Annotated in this window: 24 protein-coding genes; 13 read left to right on the top strand and 11 right to left on the bottom strand. The window is 41.3% G+C overall.

Annotated elements, in window-relative coordinates; genetic code table 11:
• Positions 1-61: 61 nt before the first annotated feature.
• Positions 62-727 (bottom strand): DUF8692 domain-containing protein, encoded by a 666-nt coding sequence (locus ACPZ3T_RS14350; RefSeq protein WP_490277021.1) that lies wholly within the window; start codon positions 725-727, stop codon positions 62-64.
• Between the two features lie 418 nt (positions 728-1,145).
• The gene (locus ACPZ3T_RS14355; protein WP_490277022.1) at positions 1,146-1,712 is read right to left on the bottom strand and encodes a DUF2808 domain-containing protein; all 567 of its coding nucleotides are present in this window, start codon (positions 1,710-1,712) and stop codon (positions 1,146-1,148) included.
• Positions 1,713-1,920: 208 nt separating this feature from the next.
• Between ACPZ3T_RS14355 and ACPZ3T_RS14360 the strand changes: the two genes are divergently transcribed.
• Positions 1,921-2,409: a DUF4149 domain-containing protein gene (locus ACPZ3T_RS14360; RefSeq protein WP_490277023.1), complete on the top strand. Its 489-nt coding sequence runs from the start codon at positions 1,921-1,923 to the stop codon at positions 2,407-2,409.
• Between the two features lie 123 nt (positions 2,410-2,532).
• Here the strand turns inward: ACPZ3T_RS14360 and ACPZ3T_RS14365 are convergent, their stop codons facing one another.
• The 6 genes from ACPZ3T_RS14365 to ACPZ3T_RS14390 form a co-directional block, all read right to left on the bottom strand.
• A complete protein-coding gene (locus tag ACPZ3T_RS14365; protein WP_490277024.1) occupies positions 2,533-5,049 on the bottom strand; it encodes a hypothetical protein in 2,517 nt (838 codons plus the stop codon).
• 415 nt (positions 5,050-5,464) lie between these two features.
• Positions 5,465-5,743: a peptidoglycan-binding domain-containing protein gene (locus ACPZ3T_RS14370; RefSeq protein WP_490277025.1), complete on the bottom strand. Its 279-nt coding sequence runs from the start codon at positions 5,741-5,743 to the stop codon at positions 5,465-5,467.
• Between the two features lie 367 nt (positions 5,744-6,110).
• Positions 6,111-6,668, bottom strand: coding sequence for a hypothetical protein (locus ACPZ3T_RS14375; RefSeq protein WP_490277026.1), 558 nt, complete (start codon positions 6,666-6,668; stop codon positions 6,111-6,113).
• A gap of 39 nt (positions 6,669-6,707) precedes the next feature.
• Positions 6,708-7,922: a type II secretion system F family protein gene (locus ACPZ3T_RS14380; RefSeq protein ID WP_490277027.1), complete on the bottom strand. Its 1,215-nt coding sequence runs from the start codon at positions 7,920-7,922 to the stop codon at positions 6,708-6,710.
• A 90-nt stretch (positions 7,923-8,012) separates the two neighbouring features.
• A complete protein-coding gene (locus ACPZ3T_RS14385) occupies positions 8,013-9,134 on the bottom strand; it encodes a type IV pilus twitching motility protein PilT (protein WP_490277028.1) in 1,122 nt (373 codons plus the stop codon).
• A gap of 94 nt (positions 9,135-9,228) precedes the next feature.
• A complete protein-coding gene (locus tag ACPZ3T_RS14390) occupies positions 9,229-11,241 on the bottom strand; it encodes a GspE/PulE family protein (protein ID WP_490277029.1) in 2,013 nt (670 codons plus the stop codon).
• A 100-nt stretch (positions 11,242-11,341) separates the two neighbouring features.
• On the opposite strand from ACPZ3T_RS14390, the gene ACPZ3T_RS14395 reads away from it, so the two are divergent.
• The 3 genes from ACPZ3T_RS14395 to dnaK all read left to right on the top strand — a co-directional run bounded on the left by ACPZ3T_RS14395 (position 11,342) and on the right by dnaK (position 14,746).
• The gene (locus tag ACPZ3T_RS14395) at positions 11,342-11,479 is read left to right on the top strand and encodes a hypothetical protein (protein WP_490277030.1); all 138 of its coding nucleotides are present in this window, start codon (positions 11,342-11,344) and stop codon (positions 11,477-11,479) included.
• A 194-nt stretch (positions 11,480-11,673) separates the two neighbouring features.
• On the top strand, positions 11,674-12,420 hold the full coding sequence (gene grpE, locus ACPZ3T_RS14400) for a nucleotide exchange factor GrpE (RefSeq protein WP_490277031.1): 747 nt from the start codon (positions 11,674-11,676) through the stop codon (positions 12,418-12,420).
• Between the two features lie 352 nt (positions 12,421-12,772).
• Positions 12,773-14,746 (top strand): molecular chaperone DnaK, encoded by a 1,974-nt coding sequence (gene dnaK / locus ACPZ3T_RS14405; RefSeq protein WP_490277032.1) that lies wholly within the window; start codon positions 12,773-12,775, stop codon positions 14,744-14,746.
• Here dnaK and ACPZ3T_RS14410 read toward each other — a convergent pair.
• Entirely contained in the window at positions 14,743-14,874 is a 132-nt protein-coding gene (locus tag ACPZ3T_RS14410) for a hypothetical protein (RefSeq protein WP_490277033.1), read from the bottom strand. The two genes, dnaK and ACPZ3T_RS14410, sit on opposite strands and share 4 nt — an antisense overlap.
• Positions 14,875-15,192: 318 nt before the next feature.
• Between ACPZ3T_RS14410 and dnaJ the strand changes: the two genes are divergently transcribed.
• The 7 genes from dnaJ (at position 15,193) to ACPZ3T_RS14445 (ending at position 20,405) form a co-directional block, all read left to right on the top strand.
• Entirely contained in the window at positions 15,193-16,317 is a 1,125-nt protein-coding gene (gene dnaJ, locus ACPZ3T_RS14415) for a molecular chaperone DnaJ (protein ID WP_490277034.1), read from the top strand.
• Positions 16,317-16,571, top strand: a complete 255-nt coding sequence (locus tag ACPZ3T_RS14420) for a sulfurtransferase TusA family protein (RefSeq protein WP_490277035.1) — start codon at positions 16,317-16,319, stop codon at positions 16,569-16,571. The genes dnaJ and ACPZ3T_RS14420 overlap by 1 nt, the downstream gene beginning before the upstream one ends.
• The gene (rsgA, locus tag ACPZ3T_RS14425) at positions 16,571-17,698 is read left to right on the top strand and encodes a small ribosomal subunit biogenesis GTPase RsgA (RefSeq protein ID WP_490277036.1); all 1,128 of its coding nucleotides are present in this window, start codon (positions 16,571-16,573) and stop codon (positions 17,696-17,698) included. Before ACPZ3T_RS14420 ends, rsgA begins: the two co-directional genes overlap by 1 nt.
• Positions 17,695-17,829, top strand: a complete 135-nt coding sequence (locus tag ACPZ3T_RS14430) for a hypothetical protein (RefSeq protein WP_490277037.1) — start codon at positions 17,695-17,697, stop codon at positions 17,827-17,829. The genes rsgA and ACPZ3T_RS14430 overlap by 4 nt, the downstream gene beginning before the upstream one ends.
• A 180-nt stretch (positions 17,830-18,009) precedes the next feature.
• Positions 18,010-19,599, top strand: coding sequence for a glycoside hydrolase family 57 protein (locus ACPZ3T_RS14435; RefSeq protein ID WP_490277038.1), 1,590 nt, complete (start codon positions 18,010-18,012; stop codon positions 19,597-19,599).
• 162 nt (positions 19,600-19,761) lie between these two features.
• Complete coding sequence (locus ACPZ3T_RS14440) at positions 19,762-20,004, top strand: DUF2281 domain-containing protein (protein WP_490277039.1); 243 nt, start codon at positions 19,762-19,764, stop codon at positions 20,002-20,004.
• On the top strand, positions 20,001-20,405 hold the full coding sequence (locus tag ACPZ3T_RS14445; RefSeq protein WP_490277040.1) for a type II toxin-antitoxin system VapC family toxin: 405 nt from the start codon (positions 20,001-20,003) through the stop codon (positions 20,403-20,405). The genes ACPZ3T_RS14440 and ACPZ3T_RS14445 overlap by 4 nt, the downstream gene beginning before the upstream one ends.
• A 99-nt stretch (positions 20,406-20,504) precedes the next feature.
• On the opposite strand, the gene petA is transcribed toward ACPZ3T_RS14445, so the two are convergent.
• Positions 20,505-21,506 carry a cytochrome f gene (gene petA, locus ACPZ3T_RS14450; protein ID WP_490277041.1) on the bottom strand — a complete coding sequence of 334 codons (1,002 nt, stop codon included), beginning with the start codon at positions 21,504-21,506 and terminating at the stop codon, positions 20,505-20,507.
• A 91-nt stretch (positions 21,507-21,597) separates the two neighbouring features.
• Entirely contained in the window at positions 21,598-22,137 is a 540-nt protein-coding gene (petC, locus tag ACPZ3T_RS14455) for a cytochrome b6-f complex iron-sulfur subunit (protein ID WP_490277042.1), read from the bottom strand.
• Between the two features lie 226 nt (positions 22,138-22,363).
• Here petC and ACPZ3T_RS14460 point away from each other — a divergent pair, with 226 nt between their 5' ends.
• Positions 22,364-22,672 carry a DUF3067 family protein gene (locus ACPZ3T_RS14460; RefSeq protein WP_490277043.1) on the top strand — a complete coding sequence of 103 codons (309 nt, stop codon included), beginning with the start codon at positions 22,364-22,366 and terminating at the stop codon, positions 22,670-22,672.
• A gap of 23 nt (positions 22,673-22,695) precedes the next feature.
• Positions 22,696-24,231: a glycine betaine ABC transporter substrate-binding protein gene (locus ACPZ3T_RS14465; RefSeq protein ID WP_490277044.1), complete on the top strand. Its 1,536-nt coding sequence runs from the start codon at positions 22,696-22,698 to the stop codon at positions 24,229-24,231.
• Positions 24,232-24,314 lie beyond the last annotated feature (83 nt).

Consider the following 24,314-nt stretch of genomic DNA (forward strand, 5'->3'; position numbering starts at 1 on the left):
TGTTACTTATTTGAATCAGTTGCTGTAACTTATAAATATCGAATCTGCTGTATATTTAGCATCATATTTGCTCTGGCAATGGTGCAGTATTGATAATACTACTAATTTGATGCAAACATAACCTGACAAAATAAGTTACCCAAGTTGTAATTCCCACTAACTTAAATGTGTCTTCTACAACAGTAGGGAGTCCTTCCCATATCGCGTCAGCAATTATAGATAGTCCTAAAGATAGGATTGCAGCTAAGAGAATCACAAATTCTGTTTTCTGAAAAATTTTTCTAAACCTGATAAAAAATAAGGAGAACACTATCATATATGCTGCATATACTATACGCTCACTAATATATAGATATTTGGGAAATACAAATTCATGCAGTAAAAACAAATCATCGACTAATAATAAAGTCGTGAGTAAGCCGGAATATAACAAAAAATTGGCATATTCTTGAGCTTGATGAGCTTTTTTGAGAAGCCCATAGGTAAATAAACAAATTGCTGCACATAGACACCAAAATAATATACCAATACTAGAAAATAGACCTATATAGGGTGGTATTTTAGCTACAGCCGATTGATCCATTGTCAAATGAGCTAAGTTTAAATTGCTTGTCAAATAAACAACTATGAAAACTGAAGATAAGGGAATAATTGTTGCTAAGGCGACTAACACAGAAATTTTTATTTGATGGGTGTATCTAGCTTTTTTAGTAATTAATTTGTGCATGATAGTCTCAGTTTCGATGTAGTTACATAGCCTTGCTTCTCTGTTGGAAAATTATTGATATAGGATAAATTTGGTACAACAAATGATTGAATGATGGGTATAAATTTGCTCCATCAATCTGAATGTTAACCATGTCTATCAAAGCTTGTTAAAGGAAGAAAAACGTGTGTTTGTTGGGCTGTAATGCTTAGTTCACTAGAACCGGATAACTGAAGTTATTGATTTGCAAGGCTCTAAAGTTAAGACAAGGTTAACTAAATTTTGCGTACAAGCACTCATAGTCTCATATCAAAAATTAATATGCAACATTCTAGAGGCTTTATTTGATTAAAATTTTGATGAAGCACTTCCCAAAACTTGCGGTGCGTTACTAACACACCCTACTGGCTGGTTGTGATCAATTTGGAGGGAATTTTGATTACATACCATAAAAGAAAGGAAAATAGTTACTTCTATGGTTATAAAAATGTAATCTACCAAAACCAAGAAATTGACTGTGAGTTTTTTCGCCTTGGGGAAAGGCTGTAACTCCAAATAAATAAACACCGGCAGATGTGGGATTTTGCCAAGGTTTTAATCCGATGGTAATAGTTTTACCGGGGGATACTGGCGGATCAAATGTTAAAGATACTGTTCGAGTTTTGCGATCGCTAGTTACCTCTTGCAATCCAATTCTCTCACCTCTGCGTGAGCGTGTACCTGTAAAGGCAATAGTGTTTTTCAAGTCAAAACGAATATGATCTACGCCTTCACGCTGATGAATCGTAACCTTTTGTAACGGTTCGCCGGCATTTTCTGGCAAACTGACGGTGAAATAGTAGGTTGCCCCCCAGACGTAGACTTGATTATATGTAGTTGTCGCTGCCACTAAACGAGGCGGTTGAGCAAAATAGACAGTCCCATCTTGCAACTGAATTGCTTGACTGTGACCAGATATTAAAGCTGTAGTGGCGATCGCTGTACTTAATACAACTGCAAGGCGCATGACTTAATTGATATAACCAACTAGATCCTAATTATACTGGCGATATTCACGGCAAATTCTCTAGAAAAGTTAATATTTATTATTAATACATTGCAGGAATAACTATTATTACTTAAAGATGAAATTTTTTGTTAAAGTTGATTTATAGGTGTTGTCTAAAGTACTGCCAAAGTTAGAAACTAAAGATACAACACAGGGAATTATGCTTATGAATACTATTTCTAAAATGGAATTGAGACGGTCAAGTTGGCAAACGGCTGTCTTGTTTGTTCTGGGGTTTTGGCTGACTGCTAGCCTCACATTAGATTGGGTAATTATGCCTAGTTTATATTTTTCTGGCATGATGAACCAAGATGGTTTTACTACCGTCGGCTATGTAATTTTCTGGGTGTTTAATCGCCTGGAATTGTTATTTGCGGCGGGAGTTTTGACTGGTGTACTAGCCTGGAGAAAAACTTATGATCAGTGGAATACTAAGTGTCTACTTTTCGCAGTTATACTGTTGGCGATCGCCCTTTTAAACACCTATCTATTAACTCCGCAAATGTCTGCCCTTGGTGTTCATCTGAATTTATTTAACACAGTATCTACAATTCCTGCACAGATGAATCTGCTTCACGGTAGTTATTTCTGTCTAGAAGTTATCAAGTTAGTAGTCGGTGGCACACTGTTTATCCGTTGCTGGCAGCAGTCATAGGGTACACCATCAGTAATGAGTAATGAGTAATGAGTAATGAGTAAGAAATTTACTCATTACTCTTTTACTTTATAAACATCGAATCTCCTGTATAAGCCTGAAAACTGATAACTGATGACTGTTTCAATATTCCGGTTGAGAGTTCATTGCTGGCGGAATTTGATTATCAGTTGGTATTTGAGAGTTAGTATTTGTTTGCTGATTATTACCTGTCGAACCAACTCTAAATTTAGGCATCTTATATATTTTCGCTAAAGCTTCAATCAGCGAAAAATCATAGACACTTAAAGCTTTATCATCGTAGCAATTGGGAGCATCAGGAGATTCTATCATACTGCCAGGAACAAGACTTGTGAGAGCTTCTGGCACATTGGTGATATTTTCTGTATATCGCATTTGTTCAGTTGTGATGAATGCAAAACATAAAGCTCTCACACGCAGAGGATCATTTTCGGCGATTTTCAGGTAGTTTAATTCATCTAAATTTGATTTAAAAAGACCAGCTACAGCTTCAGTCCAATATCGCTGACGATATTCTTCATCCTGTACGGCTCTATTGTCTTTTGGAGATACCAATAAATCTTTAACAGTGGCAATAATTGCTCCATTTGTGCGAGCTAATTGTGTCAAATTCAATAAACTCTTGTTGACTTGTTCGGGAGTTTGTTGATTTTTAGCTAACAATTTGGTGATTTTTAGCCAGGCACGCTGGTTAAACAAATGAGCTTGTCTGAGGTTTTCATCAGTGAGTAAAGGTTGATTTCTGGATTCAGGTGGATTTTTCAGGAAGAAATCAACCATACTCAGACGAGCATAGAGAGTCATGCCTTCGATGTTGTCAAGGGTTGCTGCTTTTTTGAAATATTCTTTAGCTTTGACTAAGTCTCCTAGATGTTCAGAAGACACTCCTAAACCAATTTCTACTTGTGCTTTGTCTTCATCACTACTGATAAATTTCTTGGCTTGAAGAAAACTATCTTGAGCTTTGAGCCATTGAGTATTTTGTAAATGTCCTTGTCCTTGAGCAATATAAATTTTTCCCCATACTGGTAATGATGCAGCCACAGAACCAGTAATAGCCGTCATCCCAGCTGCTATCGCTAAAGCTGTGGGTGCTTGTTTGGTGGGAGGTAACTGCAAGTTAGTAAATAGTTTTTCCAGGGTTTTTCTACCACCACTAGTTAAAGCGGCTGCACCACCTGCACCTAAACCAATAACTTGTAATACCGCCGCCATATTTTGTGATAAGTCGGCTTGTTGTACTTCTTGTCCTTCAACTTTCTGGAAAAATACTTGACTACTATAAGCTGTAAACGCTGCACCAATACCTAGACAAACGACAGCCAAAGTATTAAATAACCAGTCTCGACGTGTACCTGGTTCTTCTTCCGAACCAACAATTGCGGGTTTGAGTTCCCACCACCAGCGATTTTGACGTTTTAAGCTATCTTTCCACTGTCTAATTTGGTTGTCTTTGTTTAAATCCAGTCGATATTGCTTTAATTTGTTGTCTAAGCCAATCAGTTGTCTTGCTAGTTGCTCTGGAACGGGTTTATTGCGATAAGCTTGTTCTAGTGCTTCCTCTACGCCATCACGAGCTAACAGAGCTTCTAAAAGTTGATCTGAGGAAGGAGGGGTGTGATTTTCAACTATATTAATTGTCTTTTCGTAACGAGCGATCGCTTCATTCGGTAAAGGAACAGAACGAGTAAAAGACCACCACCAATTCATTTCCGGTGGTTTGAGGTTGTTTTTCCATTCATCAACGATATCATTGTTAGCGAAAGATTGAGATTGTGCTTTTAACCGCTTGTCTAATTCAATAATTTTGGCAGTCAGATGACGCGGTGGTTGTTGTTGCTTATTCCAAGCTTTCTCTACGGCATCACGCGCTAACAACACCTCTAATAATTCTTCTGAAGTCGCCTTTGGTGGAGATTCCATCACCTGCAAAGCTGCTTCATAACGCTGGATAGCTTGCGCTGGTAAAGGTTCAGTATCGCTGAGTTCCCACCACCAAGTATTAGGTGTAGTTTTACTTAAACTCTTTTTCCAATATTCCAACTTACCATCTTTATTGATCACATCCGCGAGCGATCGCAGATGTTCATCCAAGTTGATGACAATTTTAGCGATATGTTCCGGTAAAGGCTGATTATCACGAGCAATTTCGATCGCATCCCTGGCCAACAATACTTCTAAAACTTGTTCTTGAGTGGGATGGGGAAGTGCTGATGACAATGCCAAGATAGCTTGTTGATAACGTTTTGCTACCTGGGTGGGTGACATTGCTAACGGGTATTTCAAATGCCACCACCACATATTCGGGGGAGCATTTAAACTATCTTTCCACTGTGCTAGTTCGTCATCTTCACTGAGGACTTTGGCTTGTGCTTTGACTCGCTCATCTAAACTTAATAATCTTGCATAAGTTGTACCATTGGGGTTTTGATCCATTTGCTTTTTTTTCTCTACCCCATCACGCGCTGCCAACACAGCTACTTTTTGGTTAAAGCTTGGTTGTAAACGTTCTTCTTCTAATGCAATTATAGCCTCTTCATAAACATCAAGTGCTATGTCTAATTGCGATTTTGGTGATGCAGTTGAAGATGTTGAAGGTTGTCCGTTTGCCTGAACCATTATTTATTTATTCCTTGACTAATTGACAATGATACGAATGATTTTCTGTTGGTTTATATACTTTCCTTTTTGAGAATCTAGATAGTATTTAACCAATACCTACTAAACCTCTCGCACGAATAATTGAACACTACGAATACATAAATTCAAGAGTGATCTTTCTGCGTTCTTCTTTGCGTCTACTCTTCGAGAACGGCTTCGCCGAATGCGCCTACCATACGGGTTCTGCGAAGCAGTATGCGTGAGCTTTTAAAAGTATTGTTAGCAACACCAAAGTATTTATGCAAGAAGTCTAATTTTGAATTTTGAATTTTGAATTGATTCATGTAGGGGAAACAAAAAGCGGGAGGAAAATCCACACCGCATTTTACCTCCCCTACTTAAGATTTACTTTATAAATAGTAGAGAAGATGATTTAGCAGCCTTGTCCCATTAAAGTACTCCAAGTATTGGGGCCGACAATCCCATCAGCTACAAGACCATTTGATACTTGAAAATTTCTGACAGCATTTTCAGTCATAGGGCCAAATGCACCATCAGCACTAACAGAATAACCTAATGCTTGCAATGTTTGCTGTACCATATATACTGCTTGACCTTCGCAGTAGTTTTGCAATGGATAACCTGGATAAGACATTTTATCTCCTATCTTAACATTGTGATGTTCTACTAAACATTGATGATTAATATTCATATCTACATCCCTTAATTAGAGAATTGTAGATATGAAATTAATCATATTTTTTGACTAATTGCCATTTCCAAATAACCCGATCAAATGTTATCTAATTCAGCCTATAATCATTTGATATTGTGAAGTAATTTGGATATCGATTTCGCACAAATTAAGTATATTTTTGTTTGACAAAGAGCGAATGTCATCAGTGAAATTACTCAAGAAATTTGATGACTTTACATGGTTTTGCAGATATATTTCCTAATTAACTTCCGCAATTAGTTACTCTAACTCAATCCTAGTCTTTTTGTATTAGTTAAAATAGTTTATTTTTTCTACTTATATGTTAAGTAAAGCACCCTAAATAACGAGGTTTTTCAATTCATTATTCCCTAGCTTCTAACCTCTGTTCATCATTGCTTTCATCTGGAAAGAGCAAACTTGGTATTTGAATTACGAATGGTAATTCCGCACCTATTAGACCCCTTTGAATACGTTCCGAGGTTTCGCTAAAAAGGATAAATAGAGGATATATACTATTAGCCCCCTCGCTAAAAATGTGGCTGTGGCGATGGGGCATTAACCATTCATAATCTTGATCTAAAAACACTTGAGACTCTCGCCAACGCCCTAACAAATCAGAAAAATCTTCATCAGGACGATGGATAAAAAGTAAAATTTCTGCGCCAGTTTTCACCTTCCACTCAGGATCACACATCACAATTGCTACATCACAGGGTAGACGAATCGCCTGTGTGGTTGGAGTGGTGATATTACGTAGCCGAACAATTGGCAGAGGGATAGTAATTAAACTCTCATGTGGGCGGCGCAGACTGGGGAGCATTTCTAAGTAGGGACGGTATTGCTTGAGTAATGCGATCGCTCCTTGATGATTGCTATACTCTGCCAAGCTAGCTTCATAGTTAGATTTCTGCACAGGCATAATCAATTCAAAATTTAAAATTCAAGATTCACATTTCATCTAGCCCAATTTTTCAAATACCTTAAATAAAGGTAAATACATTGCCAGCAAAATTGTCCCCACCATACCCCCTAACACCAAAATCATAATTGGTTCTAAAACGCTAGTTAATGCTTTTACTGCTTGCTCAACTTCATCTTCATAGAAATCAGCAATTTTCATCAACATCCCATCTAATTCCCCCGTTTCTTCACCTATACTAATCATTTGAATTGCCATTGCTGGAAAAACTTTCTCTTTTTGTAGCGCAATACTAATCATGCCCCCTTGTTGAATTTCTGCTCGTGCCTCATCAATAGCATTAGCAACAACCTGATTTCCTGATGTGTCACGGACAATTTCTAGAGAGGTGAGAATAGGTACACCAGAACGAGTTAAAGAACCAAAAGTACGGCTAAAACGAGCCACTGAAGACTTTTGAATTAAGTCACCAAACAAAGGCATTTTTAAAGAAAGCCGATCAATAGTTTCTTTCCCCACACGGGTTTTGTAATACTGTGAATAAGCAAATTTGAAGCCTACAAATCCTGCAACAATTACTAATGACCAAAAACTTCTCAAAATTTGGCTGCAAGTCATTAAAAATGCTGTCAGTGGAGGTAATTCTGTTCCCAATTCTACGAAAATTTTGGCAAAAATAGGAATAAGAAAAACCGTCATCCCCACAAAAATACCAGTAGCCAAAATTCCCACCACGACGGGATAAGCTAAAGCTGATTTAATTTGGTTCTGTAATCTTGCCATATCTTCTAACAATTTTGCTAGCCGATTTAGCACTTCATCGAGAACACCACCAACCTCTCCCGCCTGAATCATACTGACGTATAACCCATCAAAACAATCAGGATGCTTACGCATAGCATCTGACAAATTCACACCGCTTTGCACATCATTACTAATATCAATTAAAGCCTGCTTCATTTTAGCATTCGTACACTGATCACCTAATACACCTAGTCCTCGCACAATTGCTACACCAGCATTCACCAAAGTGGCAAGTTGTCGAGAAAAAACAGCTTTTTCTTTAACAGTCACCTTCACAAGAGAATTTTGGAATTTTTGGAAGTCAAAACTTGCGGCTGACTGCTTCAAATCTTGAACTACAAAACCTTTATCTCTCAAATTAGTACGAGCGTCTGCCAAGGATTCAGCAACAACTTTCTCGCTTCTAGTGTTTCCCTGAGAATCCCGAACACGGGCAACAAATGTTGGCATATATCCATTCAATAATCAAAATTTAAAATTCAAAATCAAGTCAATAATCAATACTTATTAAAATTGACTATTGACTGTTAATTACTCAGATTAATGAGCTTTGACTGCACCTGGTTTACCCGTTCCTGGTGGTGGTGCAGACGCACCAATTAGACGTTGAATTTCATCTGGTTTAGAAGTCTTGGACATTGCGGCTTCAAAAGAGATAATTCCGGCTTTGTAATAATCTCCTAAGACTTTCTCTAAAGTTTGCATTCCTAATTTACCGCCAGTCTGAATAGCTGAATAAACTTGTGATGTTTTACCCTCACGAATTAAGTTAGAAATAGCAGGAGTAACAATCATAATTTCTTGTGCCATAATCCGACCATATTCACCTGGTTTGGGGTTTTTCTTCGGCACTAAGGTTTGACTAAATACTGCTACTAAAGAGTTAGATAATTGCACCCTGACTTGGGTTTGTTTTTCGTGGGGGAAAACGTCGATAATCCGGTCAACAGTCTGAGATGCTGAACTAGTGTGTAGTGTACCAAAGACCAAGTGACCTGTTTCTGCTGCGGAAATCGCCAAAGAAATTGTTTCTAAATCCCGCATTTCACCCACGAGAATAATATCTGGATCTTCCCGTAAAGCTGCTTTTAACGCATTAGCAAAACTCTTTGTATCTTCTCCCAATTGTCGTTGGTGAACTAGACTTTTAATTGGTTCGTAAACAAATTCAATCGGGTCTTCTACTGTCAGAATATGCTCTGCTTTAGTGCGGTTAATCAAATCAATCATTGCTGCTAGAGTCGTTGTCTTACCAGAACCGGTAGGGCCTGTCACCAGAATCAATCCTCTGGGTTTATCACACATTTCTCTGACAACATCCGGCAGACCTAATTTTTCAAAATTAGGAATTTTAGAACTCAAAGCCCTTAAACAAGCAGCATAAGCACCACGCTCTTTATAAACATTCACCCGAAAACGAGCTAAACCTTTAACACCATAAGAACAGTCCAACTCCCAGGTTTGTTCTAGGGTTTTACGCTGGGTATTATTGAGCATACTAAAAATCAGTCTTTGGCACTGCTCTGAAGTCAATACATGATCACCAATCGGTGTGAGCTTGCCACTGATCCGAAAATAAGGCGGTAAACCGGCGGATAAGTGCAAATCTGAACCACCCATTTCAATCATCTGCTCCATCAAGTCTTCAATCATCATTTCCATAGGATTGCTGCACTCCAATTCAAAACAAGGGTATAGGGGTATAGGGGTGTAGGGGTATAGGGAAAAATTTTTCTCTGTTTCCGCTCTTCCCTACCTAATCTTCAAACCGGGATGTCATACAGTATGGACAATCTAGCCATTCTGGTTGTAGGACAGCATTGCAAGTCCGACAGGTAAGTCCACTCTTACGCTTGGCTTTTAATTCAGCTTCTAAACCTGTGTCTGTGAATGTTACCCGTTCTACTTCTTCTAAAGTGGTAGAACCTTGACGCACTAGGTCTAAGCTATAAGCCAGCAAGGTTTTCATCCCTTCTTCAACGGCTACTTCCTTAATGCGTTCTGTGGGTGCTTCTTCGTTGATTAACGTTTGTAGCTGCTCAGTTACTCGCATGACTTCATAGACACCACAGCGTCCTTTGTAGCCGACACCGTTACAGCTGGGACAGAGATTATTTTTAGCTTTAGCTTCTGCGATCGCTTCTAGTGATAAAGTATTAGCTTTATAGAAGGTAACGTTGACTTCTTGGGAAGCAGACATCCCATAACGTGCTAATTCTTCCGGTGTGGGAGTATAGGGAATGCGACAATCAGAACAAACACGCCGTACTAAACGTTGTGCCAATACCCCAATTAAAGAACTCGACACCATGAAAGGCTCAATGCCCATTTCTCCCAAACGCGCGATCGCCCCAGGAGCATCGTTTGTGTGTAAAGTAGTTAATACTAAGTGACCAGTTAAAGCAGCTTCAATCGCAGTTTTGGCGGTTTCTTTATCCCGTGTTTCCCCCACTAGTAACACATCCGGGTCTTGTCGCAAAAATGCCCGTAATGCTGTAGCAAAATCTAATCCTTTCTCCCGAATTACCTGTACTTGGGTAATCCCTGGCAAACTGTACTCAATTGGGTCTTCTACCGTACTGATATTAATACCGGGAGAGTTCTTTTCTGCCAAAGCTGAATACAGTGAAGTTGTTTTACCAGAACCAGTAGGCCCTGTGACCAAAATCAACCCAAAAGGCTTGCTGACCATATCTTGAACAATCTGCAAGGTTTCTGGGTCGGTAATTAACTTATTCAATCCCAGTTGGGTAGAAGAGTTATCCAAAATCCGCAGACACACCTTCTCACCGTAGCGACTGGGCAAAGTATTCACCCGAAAGTCAACTTTCCGTCCCTCAAACATCCGTCTAATCCGTCCGTCTTGAGGTAAGCGTCTCTCAGCAATATCTAAGTTAGAGATAATTTTAAATCGGGCTGTCACCGCAGGGATGATTTTTTTCGGTAGGGGGTCAAAAGCCTCCCGTAACACCCCATCCTTACGGAAACGAATCCGCAAATTTTCTTCTTGCGGTTCAATATGGATATCAGAAACCTTCTCATGCAGAGCTTTCGCCAGGATTCTATTCACCAAGTTAATCACTGGTGCATCCTCTGCACCCTTCATCGCCGCCCCTAAATCTGCTTCCATCTCTTCAGGAGCATCTTCAAGGTCGAGATTGGTCAGATTTTCTAAATCTTGATTAATATCTGTAAACTTTTCTTGTTCTATATGCTTTTGCCGCACAGCCAAGTCATCCAGATATTGGTTGATTAGCTGTTGGTAGTCATCCTGGGTAATCACCATCCGCTTTAATGCCAAACCTTGCGGGCGCAAGATCCGATTCAGGTCATCCGACGCTTCTAAATTGTCGGGATCGACCATCGCCACTAAAATACAAGGTGGATTTTGTTGATCATTTTTTAATAGTGGCACTAAACGATGGCGGCGACAGATATCAACCGGGATGAGGGTTTCTATGAGTTCCCCCACCATCGTATTACCGATGTTGTTGACTTCTGGATCAAGAAATTCAACACCGTATAGTATTTTGAGTTCAAATAATTGCTGTTTCTTATATTGTCTGACAAACTCAGGTGATAGTTGTCGTCCGGTAATTGACTCTAGCACTTCCGTCAAGGGTCTACCAGACTTGCGACATTCAATCAGTGCTTGCCTCATTTGGTCAGTATTCACATAGCCAGCTTGCACCAGCTTGTTACCAAAAGGCGAAAACTCTGTTCTTGTAGTGAGAGCGGTACTGCGCCGTTGCGGAGATGATTGAGTCATAAGTGAACAATGAGTGGGGAAAACCTCTGTTTAGAGTATTCCCAACCTCAGCAGCAGAATTTTCATGCAGACTCATTAAAACTTTAAACTGTTTTAGGGCATGGGGCAGGGGGCAGGGGCAGGGGGCAGGGGGCAGGGGCAGGGGGCAGGGGGCAGGGGCAGGGGGCAGGGGGCAGGGGGAGTGTGGGAAGTGTGGGGAGTGTGGGGAGTGTGGGGAGCAGAGGAGAATAGCTATTGACATTCCTCTGACTAATTCGGTTTCTCGCACCTAGAAGGTCTGTTCACCATTTGTCAAAATAAGATGGCGGTGAAACCATTTCCAGAGGAATTGCGGTTACAAATCAGCCTGGGTATGCAGCCATTAATTACAGTGTTTGTTTGTTGTGGCAAAATACTGCCGTAAATCACACCTGGGATGAGTAGACTTAGATAATGATGGATGACAATAAACAAATAAACAATACAAGCCAGCCATTGGGTGAATCAACAGAGGTAAATCAAGCAATGATGAGCGACTCCCAAGCCCCAACCAATTCTCACGAATCTGGCAGCGAGGTTACTGAGCAAGTGGCAGCCCCAAATAACGTAGAGGGAGACACTGTACTCACACAAGAAAATAACGTCGCTGCACCAGAGACTACTGAAGTCCAAACAGCAGCTTTGGCAGAACTGACTCAACAAATTGAGTTACTCAAAGCTCAATTAGAAGAACGCAGTACCCAATATATGCGGATTGCCGCAGATTTTGAGAATTACCGCAAACGCACACAAAAAGAAAAAGAAGAACTAGACATACAGGCAAAGCGCAACACAATTATGGAATTGCTGCCTGTAGTTGATAATTTTGAACGGGCAAGAGCGCACCTCAAGCCACAAACTGAAGGTGAGATGACAATTCACAAAAGTTATCAGGGAGTTTATAAACAACTCGTTGATTCCCTGAAGCGATTGGGTGTCTCGCCCATGCGGCCTGAAGGACAAGAATTTGATCCTAACCTTCACGAAGCAGTAATGCGCGAACCTACGGATGAACATCCTGAAGGAACAGTGTTAGAAGAGTTAGTACGCGGATATTACTTGGGCGATCGCGTGCTACGCCATTCTATGGTTAAGGTGGCTGCTCCTAAAGAAGATGCACCACCTGCACAAGAAAGTCAGTCGAGTCCAGCCGACAGTTAAGAAAATGCAGGGGTTTAAATCCCCGGCTTTTATCAAGCCGCAAGTCTTGTGGCGGGGTCTAAATCCCTGTTGCAACACGTAATTGCTAATTACGAATTACGAATTGCGAATTGGTTTAACCTGTCCATAGCTCGTCTCGCAGAACACATAGTGCCTAGGTCATAGTAGAGGCGAGCATCGTTAAAGATTGGGTATTGGCGACTGGTAACTGGAGACTCAGAAATGACAAGGTCAAAGGTCAAAGGTAAAAGCAAAAATCTTTTACTTTTCTCCTTTTTCCTTTTTTGTGTCTCTGGTTGCAAAGGAGTCCGTGTAACATTCCGGCAACAGCAGTCAGTAAAAATACTTTAATATGGGAAAAGTTATTGGGATCGACTTAGGCACTACAAACAGTTGTGTTGCGGTTTTAGAAGGTGGTCAACCAATTGTGATCACTAACTCTGAAGGCGGACGCACTACACCAAGTATTGTAGGGTTTGGCAAAAGTGGCGATCGCTTGGTTGGTCAACTAGCCAAACGTCAAGCTGTAACTAATGCTGAAAATACAGTTTTTAGTATTAAAAGATTTATCGGTCGTCGTTGGGATGATACAGAAACAGAGCGCGATCGCGTACCTTATCAATGTATAAAAGGTAGAGACGATACCGTTGATGTGCAAATTCGGGAGCGCAACTACACCCCTCAAGAAATATCTGCCATGATCTTGCAAAAGCTTAAACAAGATGCAGAAAATTTCTTGGGTGAAGCTGTAACGCAAGCAGTAATTACCGTACCAGCATATTTTACTGATGCCCAACGACAAGCCACTAAAGATGCTGGCACAATTGCCGGGCTAGAAGTACTGCGAATTATTAATGAACCTACGGCGGCAGCTTTAGCATTTGGCTTAGACAAGCAAGACCAAGAGCAGCTAATTTTGGTCTTTGACTTGGGCGGCGGCACATTCGATGTATCGATCTTGCAACTAGGAGATGGGGTTTTTGAAGTTAAAGCCACTGGTGGTAATAACCAATTAGGGGGCGATGACTTTGACGGCTGTGTTGTCAATTGGATGATTGAACGCTTCCAGCAACAAGAAAACATCGACCTTGCCCAAGATAAAATGGCACTGCAACGCCTGCGAGAAGCGGCAGAGAAAGCCAAAATTGAACTCTCTAGTATGGTCAATACTTCCATTAATCTGCCCTTTATCACGGCTGATGAAACTGGGCCAAAGCACCTAGAAATGGAACTGAGTCGCTCTAAATTTGAAGAATTGGTCGGGCATTTAATTGAAGCTACCATCGAACCAATGATCCAAGCCCTCAAAGATGCAGACCTGAAAGCACAAGATATTAACAGAATTATTTTAGTAGGTGGTTCTACCCGCATTCCTGCCGTCCAAAACGCACTCATGAAGTTTTTCAACGGCAAAACACCAGATCGTTCTATCAACCCCGATGAAGCTGTGGGTTTAGGTGCAGCAATTCAAGCTGGTGTTTTAGGTGGGGAAGTAGATAATCTTTTACTCTTAGATGTCACACCCCTATCCTTGGGAATTGAAACTTTGGGAGAAGTATTCACCAAAATCATCGAACGCAACACCACAGTCCCTACTAGTAAGTCACAAATTTTTTCTACGGCTGTTGATGGACAAACTTCAGTAGAAATTCACGTCCTCCAAGGTGAACGGGCAATGGCACGAGATAACAAGAGTCTCGGCAAGTTTCTGTTAGCAGGGATTCCTCCCGCTCCCCGTGGTGTACCGCAAATCGAAGTATCCTTTGAAATTGATGTTAATGGTATTCTCAAAGTTTCTGCTCAAGATAAAGGCACAGGTAGAGAACAAAGTATTCGGATTACTAACACAGGTGGCTTAAATAGCAATGAAGTAGAACGGATGCGTCAAGAAGCAGAAATGTTTGCTGAAGAAGATAGAAGACGCAAAGAACTAGTTGACCTCAAAAATCAAGCAGATAATCTCTTATCTAGCTATGAATCAACTCTCAAAGAGAATGGCCAATTGATTGGTGAGCAGATGAAAGCTTTAGCCAACGAAAAAGTCGCCCTGCTCCAAAGTATCATGACAAATCCTGCCATTTCCCTAAAAGAATTTCAACAGTGTCTAGAAGATTTCCAACAAACTCTCTTTGCTATCGGTGCAAATGTCTACGAACGAGCCAGTGGCCAAAGTGATGGTGAGGATCAAATAGACATAGAAGCAATTGCTGATGGTTCATTATCCTCAGATGTAGAACATTCCGTGAATGGCACTCTCATTCCCCAATTTAATTTTGATTTTGATGAGGAAAGCACAGCACAGGCTGATTATGAAGCTATAGATTAGGAATGGGCATAGGGCATGGGGCATGGGGCATGGGGCAGAAAAAATTCTTTAATTTTGAATTTTGAATTTTGAATTAGCTTGCTTCCCCTGCTTCCCCATAAATATCTCGCAAGGGGGGTTTTCCACACCTAATGGTGCGGCTAGCCCCTCTAGTTCATGGGCAGGCTTTTACCGTGGTACGTAGCACAATTGTAAAAGAGACAGCAGATTCTTCAGTGACTAATCTTAGCTGTGTTTTTGATCTTGCTAAATTTGGTAGCTTTTTCGTTTGTTGCGAAAAAAGCACCTATGCCTTGCAACTTGCTGGTGATTTTTGTAAAGGGTAAAAGGTAAAATCAATTATTAAAATAAGTTAACGTCTACCTTCTGCCTAGCTGATAGCCAGCCACCCTAGTGGTGTTTGCTGCTTTGTTATCTATAATCGTCCTCACTTTTACCTTTGCTATATGGCCCGCGACTACTATGAAATTCTCGGCGTTTCTCGTGACGCTGACAAAGAAGAACTCAAACAAGCTTACCGTCGTCTAGCCCGGAAGTATCACCCAGACGTGAACAAAGAACCGGGAGCAGAGGAGCGGTTTAAGGAAATTAACCGTGCTTACGAAGTCCTATCTGAGCCAGAAACTCGCGCGCGTTACGATCGCTTTGGGCCAGAGGGTGTTTCCGGTGCTGGTGTTGGTTTCCAAGATATGGGCGATATGGGCGGTTTTGCCGATATCTTTGAAAGCATTTTTAGTGGCTTTGCCGGTGGTATGGGTGGCCCTACCCAAAGACGGCGTAGCGGGCCGGCGCGGGGAGATGATTTACGACTAGATTTAAAGTTAGATTTTCGGGAAGCTGTGTTTGGTGGTGAGAAGGAAATCCGCATCTCTCACCTAGAAACTTGTGAAACCTGTGGCGGTTCGGGTGCTAAACCAGGAACTCGTCCCCGCACTTGTTCAACTTGTAGCGGTTCTGGTCAAGTACGCCGTGTCACTAGAACACCCTTTGGCAGTTTTACTCAAGTCTCAACTTGTCCTACTTGTAATGGTACAGGTATGGTAATCGAAGACAAGTGTGATACTTGTGATGGTAAGGGTACAAATCAAATTACTAAGAAACTGAAAATTACCATTCCCGCAGGTGTGGACAATGGTACACGTCTACGCATATCCCAAGAAGGTGATGCAGGTCAACGGGGTGGTCCTCCTGGAGATTTGTATGTCTACTTATTCGTCAATGAGGATGAAGAATTTCACCGAGATGGAATTAATGTTCTCTCGGAAATTAAAGTGAGCTATCTGCAAGCAATTCTCGGTTGTCGTTTAGAAGTGAACACCGTAGATGGGCCAGTGGAATTAATTATTCCCGCCGGAACTCAGCCGAATACAGTCATGAAGTTAGAAAATCGTGGCGTACCCCGCTTAGGTAATCCAGTCAGCCGAGGAGATCATCTGTTAACGGTGTTAATTGATATTCCTACCAAGGTGACACCAGAGGAGAGAGAATTGTTAGAAAAGCTCGCTAAAATTAAGGGAGACCGCACTGGTAAAGGTGGTTTAGAAGGATTCTTGGGAAATCTGTTTAAGTAATGAAGTTATCTTCTTTATCAACTCCTGATGCTCAATTAGATTTACGTGGCACTCCTTGCCCGATTAATTTTGTGCGGACTAAACTACGTCTGGAGCAAATGTCTCCTGGTGCTTTGCTGGAGGTATGGTTAGACCCTGGTGAACCAATTGAACAAGTTCCTGACAGCTTGACAATGGCAGGTTATCAGGTAGAAAAAATTACAGATTGCATCGGCTATTTTTCTTTGTTAATTCGCCGTCCCTTAACTGCCTAATGAGAGTTGGTACTACTGGCCAGTTTTTGGGTACGGTGTTAGCCGTGCAAGCAAATTTTTACAAGGTACAGATGCAAGAAGCAGGGGAGCATGGGTGCGGGGGTGCAGGGAGAAAATTAGATTTAGATCCCCCTTTGCCTCCTGCGCCTCCGCCCCCCCTCCTCTTATGTACTCGCCGTAGTCGCTTGAAAAAAATCGGGCAGCAGGTGATGGTAGGCGATCGCGTTGTCGTAGAAGAGCCAGATTGGTCAGGAGGACGGGGAGCGATCGCGGATGTCTTACCCCGTCAAACTCAATTAGACCGCCCACCCATCGCCAATGCAGACCAAATCCTGTTGGTTTTTGCAGTGGCTGACCCCCCTCTAGAGCCTTACCAACTCAGCCGCTTTTTAATTAAGGCGGAATCTACTGGTCTAGATGTGGTCTTATGTCTCAATAAAAGCGATTTAGTCACTCCAAATGAGCAGCAAGAAATTAGCGATCGCTTGTTCAATTGGGGCTATCAACCTATATTCATCAGCGTTCAGCAGCAAATTAATCTGGAGCAAATCACCAAATATCTCAGCCAGAAAATTACTGTCGTAGCTGGCCCCTCGGGTGTGGGAAAATCTAGTTTAATTAATGCTTTAATTCCCGATATTAACCTGCGCGTAGGAGAAGTTTCTGGCAAATTAGCCCGTGGTCGTCACACCACACGCCACGTAGAATTATTTGAATTGCCTAGCGGTGGTTTATTAGCAGATACCCCAGGCTTTAATCAACCTGATTTGGATGCTAGTCCCGAAGAATTAATTTATTATTTCCCAGAAGCCAGAGAACGCCTAGCAACTGCCAACTGTAAATTTAATGATTGTTTACATCGAGAAGAGCCAGAATGTGCAGTCCGGGGTGATTGGGAACGCTATGAACATTATTTAGAATTTTTGGATGAAGCGATCGCCAGGCAAACACAACTTAACCAACAAGCCGATCCCGAATCAAATTTAAAACGCAAAACCAAAGGCAAAGGTCAAAGTCAATACGAACCCAAACTAGAAAGTAAAAAATATCGTCGCACTTCCCGACGCACTCAAGTGCAAGGTTTACAAGATTTGTATCATGATGAAGAATCAGGGACTTCCACTTGAGAAAATCATCAATCCCTTCTGGCTTGGGCAGGGGGCAGGGGGCAGGGGGCAGGGGGCAGGGGAGACAAGGTAGACAACGGAGACAAGGGAGCAGAGGCAGAAAAACAAAACTCTTGAATTTTAAATTTTGAATTTTGAATTTTGAATTTTGAATTGATACGCCCGATGCCCCATGCCCCATGCCCTAAAATTGCTTGATAATTAATTTGCTGAAATTACTATTCTGATACGATCCCCAGAAGGTCTTAAAATATTGTTAATTCCCAGCTACTCCCTAGACCTTCAATTTATCAGGATCACACCAAAACACTATGGCTATTGGCTACGTCGCGCTTGTACTCCATGCACACCTCCCCTTCGTGCGTCACCCAGAAAGTGATTATGTGTTGGAGGAGGAATGGCTTTATGAAGCTATTACAGAAACTTACATTCCTTTATTAAAAGTATTTGAAGGCTTAAAAAGAGACGGTATAGACTTTAAAATCACGATGAGTATGACACCACCCCTTGTGTCGATGCTCCGTGATCCTTTGCTGCAAGAACGCTACGATGCACATTTAGCTCAATTAGAAGAACTCATAGAACTGGAAGCGGAACGCAATATCCACAATGGGCATATGCGTTATTTAGCTGAACATTACGCTACTGAGTTTAACGAAGCGCGCCAGATGTGGGAACGCTACAATGGCGATTTAGTCACGGCTTTTAAACAGTTCCAAGACACTAACAATTTAGAAATCATTACTTGTGGTGCAACTCACGGCTATTTACCGTTGATGAAAATGTATCCCCAAGCTGTATGGGCGCAAATTCAGGTAGCTTGTGAACACTACGAAGAAACCTTTGGTCGTCCACCTAAAGGTATTTGGTTGCCGGAATGTGCTTACTATGAAGGTTTGGAACGGATGCTAGCTGATGCTGGTTTGCGTTACTTCCTTACGGATGGACATGGTATTCTTTACGCCCGTCCTCGTCCCCGCTTTGGTACTTATTCGCCCATTTTTACAGAAACCGGTGTTGCGGCTTTTGGTCGAGATCATGAATCTTCTCAGCAGGTGTGGTCTTCTGAGGTGGGTTATCCCGGTGCGGCGGAATATCGGGAATTTTACAAAGATTTGGGTTGGGAAGCTGAGTATGAGTACATCAAGCCCTATATTATGCCCAACGGTCAGCGTAAAAACACTGGGATTAAGTATCATAAAATTACTGGTCGTGGCTTAGGGTTATCTGATAAAGCCCTCTATGATCCTTATTGGGCAAGGGAAAAAGCAGCAGAACACGCTGCTAATTTTATGTATAATCGGGAACGACAAGCCGAGCATCTGTACGGAATAATGCAGCGTCCGCCGATTATTGTTTCTCCCTACGATGCCGAATTATTTGGACATTGGTGGTACGAAGGCCCTTGGTTTATTGATTATCTGTTCCGCAAATCATGGTATGACCAAGGAACTTATACCATGACTCATTTAGCAGATTATTTACGAGCAGAACCAACTCAACAAGTTTGTCGTCCTTCCCAGTCGAGTTGGGGCTATAAGGGTTTCCATGAATATTGGTTAAATGATACTAATGCTTGGATTTATCCCCATTTGCACAAAGCTGCTGAACGAATGATTGAAATTTCTCAGCTAGAACCAGAGGATGAGTTAAGTTGGAAGGCACTTAATCAAGCTGCAAGGGAATTACTATTAGCACAATCTTCTGACTGGGCGTTTATTATGCGGACAGGCACAATGGTACCTTATGCTGTTAGACGCACGCGATCGCACTTGATGCGGTTTAATAAACTCTATGAAGACGTGAAAATCGGTAAAATCGATAGCGGTTGGCTAGAAAAAGTGGAATTAATGGATAATATTTTCCCCAATATCAACTATCGCGTTTACCGTCCTTTGTAAGAAATACTGGGAAGTTTGAAAGTCTACTAGTAGCATTCTGAAAATTTTGGGGATTTTCAGAATGCTACGTCGTTCAAAGGTGAGATGACGGCGGAACGAGTTTTTAATGCTGGTCAATAATAAGTGATGAATTTACTAAATTAGCAGAGGTAGGTAGTAAAAATGAGTGCAGAACAAGAATTATTAAGCAATTGGCGTTCCCTGCCACCAGACAAACAAGAGGAAGTTTTAGATTTTGTTGAATTTCTTCGCTTGAAAACATCTGCAAATAAAACTCCCTTGGGAGAAGGTTTACGCCAAATTCGTTCTAAAATTATTGCTTCTGGTGAATCTTTATTAAGTAGAGATGAAATAGAAAAAGAAATTGCTAGTCGTCGCGGGGGATTACAGGAAACTGACGCATGAAGATAACTTTTATTGATTCTGGAGTGCTAGTAACTGCGGCGCGTGGTGTGGGAGAAGATTCAGAGAAAGCTTTGGAGATTTTAGCAGATTCAAACCGCGAATTTGCTTCGAGCGAATTTATCAAAATGGAGGTAATACCTAAAGCAATTTACAACAAAAAAACGGCAGAAGCTGAATTTTACGAATTATTCTTTAGTGCGGTCACTTACTGGGCTAACGATATAGACAAAGTAATACAAGATGCTTATAACATTGCTTGTCAGTATGGTTTAGCGGCTATGGATGCGCTACATATTGCGGCTGCGTTGTCAGTTGGTGGAGAGGAATTTATGACGACCGAGAAAAAAACAAAGCCTATGTTTAGGATATCTAGTATTAAAGTTATTTCTATTTTTGGTTAATGTTTTATTTTCGATATTCTAGACTAATTTCTAAGGTATATAATCAATAAAAAAGACAGGTAGTTAGCCTGTCTAAAAATTATTGATTTAGCAAAGAATTTAGAAATTAAGTTCAGCAGCTTGGACTTTTTCAACTTGCTTCTTCTTGAGAATTAGCATTACTTGAGCTAGCATGACCAGCGCGATGAAAGCAATTAACCAACCAACTCTGTTGGCATCTTGCAATACGATTTCTACGTCTTTTTGACCAAAGCCACCAACGTTAGGATTATTGGTTAAAGCATCACCTGCTGTTACTGCTTGTCCTTCAGAAACAATCAGTTCTGGGCCTGCGGGAATGGTATCGCTAACAACTTCACCGGATTCGGTTGTAATGTCTACTAAATATTTAACACTACCGCTTTCATCTTCTTCTTTAGCAATCTTGCTAATTGTGCCTGTAGCAGCAGCACTGTAGACGTTGTTGTTGCTCTTTTCGCCTGTAGGATAAACTTGTCCGCGTCCTCTGTTACCGCCTACATGAACTGAATATTTACCGAAGTGAATATTTTTATCGTTTGCAGGATTAGGAGAAAGAACTGGGAAGACGAGTTCTTGATATTGTTCACCGGGTAATGGCCCAACAATGACGACGTTTTCTTGATCTTCGCTGTAGGGTTGGAAGTAAACGTCGCCGACTTCTTCTTTCAATTCTTCAGGAATACGGTCTGCGGGGGCAATTTTGAAGCCTTCGGGGAGCATCAATACTGCACCAACGTTTAAGCCGACTTTAGAACCATCAGCACCAACTTGTTGTACGCTGGTGTCGTAGGGAATTTTAACGACGGCTTTAAATACTTGGTCAGGTAATACGGACTGGGGAACTTCTACTTCTGTTGGCTTGGCTGCTAGGTGGCAGTTAGCGCAAACAATTCTCCCGGTCGCTTCGCGGGGGGTTTCTGGGGCTGTCTGCTGCGCCCAGAAGGGGTATGCAGCAGCAGTTTGGGGAAAAACAAGGTCGCTGGTAAAGAAAATTGTCACGGCAGCGATCGCAATGAGCAATGTTTTGACCATTGCTCTAGCAGAGCGAGTTAACCTCGCTATTGTACAAGCATTTCTCATCTCATTTAAGGACAATGATTGAATTAGTCATTAGTTCAGTTGACAGTTGACAGTTAAGAGTTAACTGTTAACATTTAGCACTCAGCACTGATTACGCCCACCAAGGTTCTTCGTTTGTGCGGAAGTCGGTTTCAGTCCAAGAGGTGAGAACGATTTTATCGTCTTCTACTTTGGCGTGGCTTAAAGCTAAAGAACGGGGTGCTGGGCCGCGAACTACTTTACCTGTTGCGTCGTATTGTGAACCGTGACAAGGACATTTAAACTTGTTCTCTGCCGCGTTCCAAGGCACAACACAACCTAAGTGGGTACAAACAGCATTGATACCGTAATCGGTAATTGCGTCTTTGCTTTCTACCACAATGTAAGTTGGGTCTCCCTTGAGTCCTTGAACCAGGGTGCGATCGCCTACATTATGGCTGGCCAGAAATTTGCTGACGCTAACATCGTTGCCCAGCTCGTCTTTTGCTGTTGTACCGCCACCTGCACCACCGCTAGCTGGTGGAATAAAGTAATTGACAACGGGATACAATGCACCCAGAGCAACACCTGTGACAGTGCCAAAAGTTAGCAGGTTCATGAATTGACGTCGCCCCATATCGGGAACGTCCATAGATTCAGAAAATTGAGCCATAATCTACGCGCTCTTTTGTGTATTTTGTTAAGCGTTTTGACAAGAGTAACTTAATCATCTCCTGTCTAGAGTCGAAATGCTAACGCCGACCGTGATGCTTTACTTCTTTGTTGCAAGATATGTTTAGCATCTATTTTGTTAGCATTACATTTCTTTATATCCTTATCATACTTGAGTTACGGAACTTAACATCATAACTAAATGTAAAATCTAGTTGAGAAAAAATATGACAGGACAGGAGTTACACCAACTATTGCTGGATAAATGGGGACATTCTTACGATGTGCAGTTTCGCCGTACCCAGGGCAAAATCTTCCTGCAAGTGATGTGGAAGTATTTAGAGCAAGCGTCTTTCCCGATGAGTGAGACGGAATATCAAGAACATTTGGAGAGTGTAGCGAATTATCTTCATGCTTTGGGTGGTGCGGCGCAGGTGAGGACTTTTATCACTCAAACACGCGATCGCCCCCGCCTAGGCAAAGCTGTTAGTATACCTTTAGACTTGGGTGAACGTGCTTCTGAATGGATAGTCTGAATTATTAATTACAGGATATAACCTTGTTTTTAAGTCGTTATCTTGGGGAAATTCTCCTCCGTACAGGAGAACATTTAGTTTTGGTGGCGATCGCTATGTTGGTAGCAATTGGTATTGGCATTCCCTGTGGTATCGCCATTACCCGCCAACCACAATTAGCCAAGCCAATTCTTGGTTTAGCTAACGCTATTCAAACTATTCCCAGTTTAGCTATTTTTGGTTTTTTAATTTCTGTACCGTTTCTGGGGGGAATTGGCAAAATTCCGGCGATGATTGCCCTCACGCTTTATGCTTTACTCCCGATCATTCGCAATACCTACACTGGCATTACTAGCCTTGATCCGGCAGTAATAGAAGCGGGGAAGGGTATGGGAATGACGCAATGGCAATTGCTATTGCAGGTAGAACTCCCCTTGGCTTCCGGCGTAATCTTAGCGGGGGTCAGGGTGGCTACGGTTATTTGTGTAGGAATTGCTACCATTGCTTCTGCGATTGGTGCTGGGGGATTAGGGTTATTTATTTTTCGGGGAATTTCTACAGTTAATAATCAACTGATTCTAGCCGGAGCAATTCCCGCCGCCCTCATTGCTATAGGTGCAGATTTAACCTTGGGATGGTTAGAAAAACAACTAACAAAACCCAGGGAAAATCAACCCGAATTTAATCGCCGCATTGCAGTGATTTTAGCAATATTGACTTTCCTATTTACCACCTTAATTATAGTTATATATCAACTAACGCCCCCTACAATTGTCATTGGTTCAAAAAATTTTACTGAACAAGTTATCTTAGGAGAAATCCTAGCTCAACAAATAGAATCCCGCACTAAATTAATAGTTGATAGACGCTTTAATTTAGGTGGTACTTTTATCTGTCATGAGGCGGTAAAAGCGGGAAAAATTGCTGGCTATGTAGAATATACAGGTACTTCATTTACATCTATTTTAAAACACCCATCTATCAGTGATTCTCAAGTTATTTATGAAAAAGTTAAGCAAGAATATGACCAAAAATTTCAATTAGAAGTTATGCCGCCTTTAGGTTTTAATAATACCTACGCTATGATTATTCGAGGCGAAGATGCAAAACGTTTACAAATTAAAACCCTTTCAGAAGCAGCTAAATATACTCCGCAATGGCGCGCCGGATTTGGTTATGAATTTATTGCACGAGAAGATGGCTATCCAGGTTTAGCTAAAACTTATGGTTTTAAGTTTAGCAATCCGCCGCAACAAATGGAGCTAGGACTGATGTATAAGTCTTTAGCAGAAAAGCAAGTAGATATTATTGCAGCTAATTCTACAGATGGTTTAATTCCTATCCTGAATTTAGTTATTTTAGAAGATGATAAAAAATATTTTCCTCCCTACGAAGCTATTCCTGTATTCAATCAAGGTGTATTGCAACAACATCCAGAACTCAGAGCAGCTATTAATCAATTAGCAGGTTTAATTTCCACTGAAGAAATACAAAAAATGAATTATCAAGTGGACAATGAATCTATTCCCGTTGAACAAGTTGTGCAGAATTTTATCAAGTCTAAACCTGAACTAAAGTAGAATAACTTGAAAAAAACAAACTATGTTAAATAATTTAAAAATAATAGCTTTGAGTTCGTAGTAAGGACTTTAGTCCTGATTTG

It is taken from the genome of Aliinostoc maniaoense (assembly GCF_058172895.1).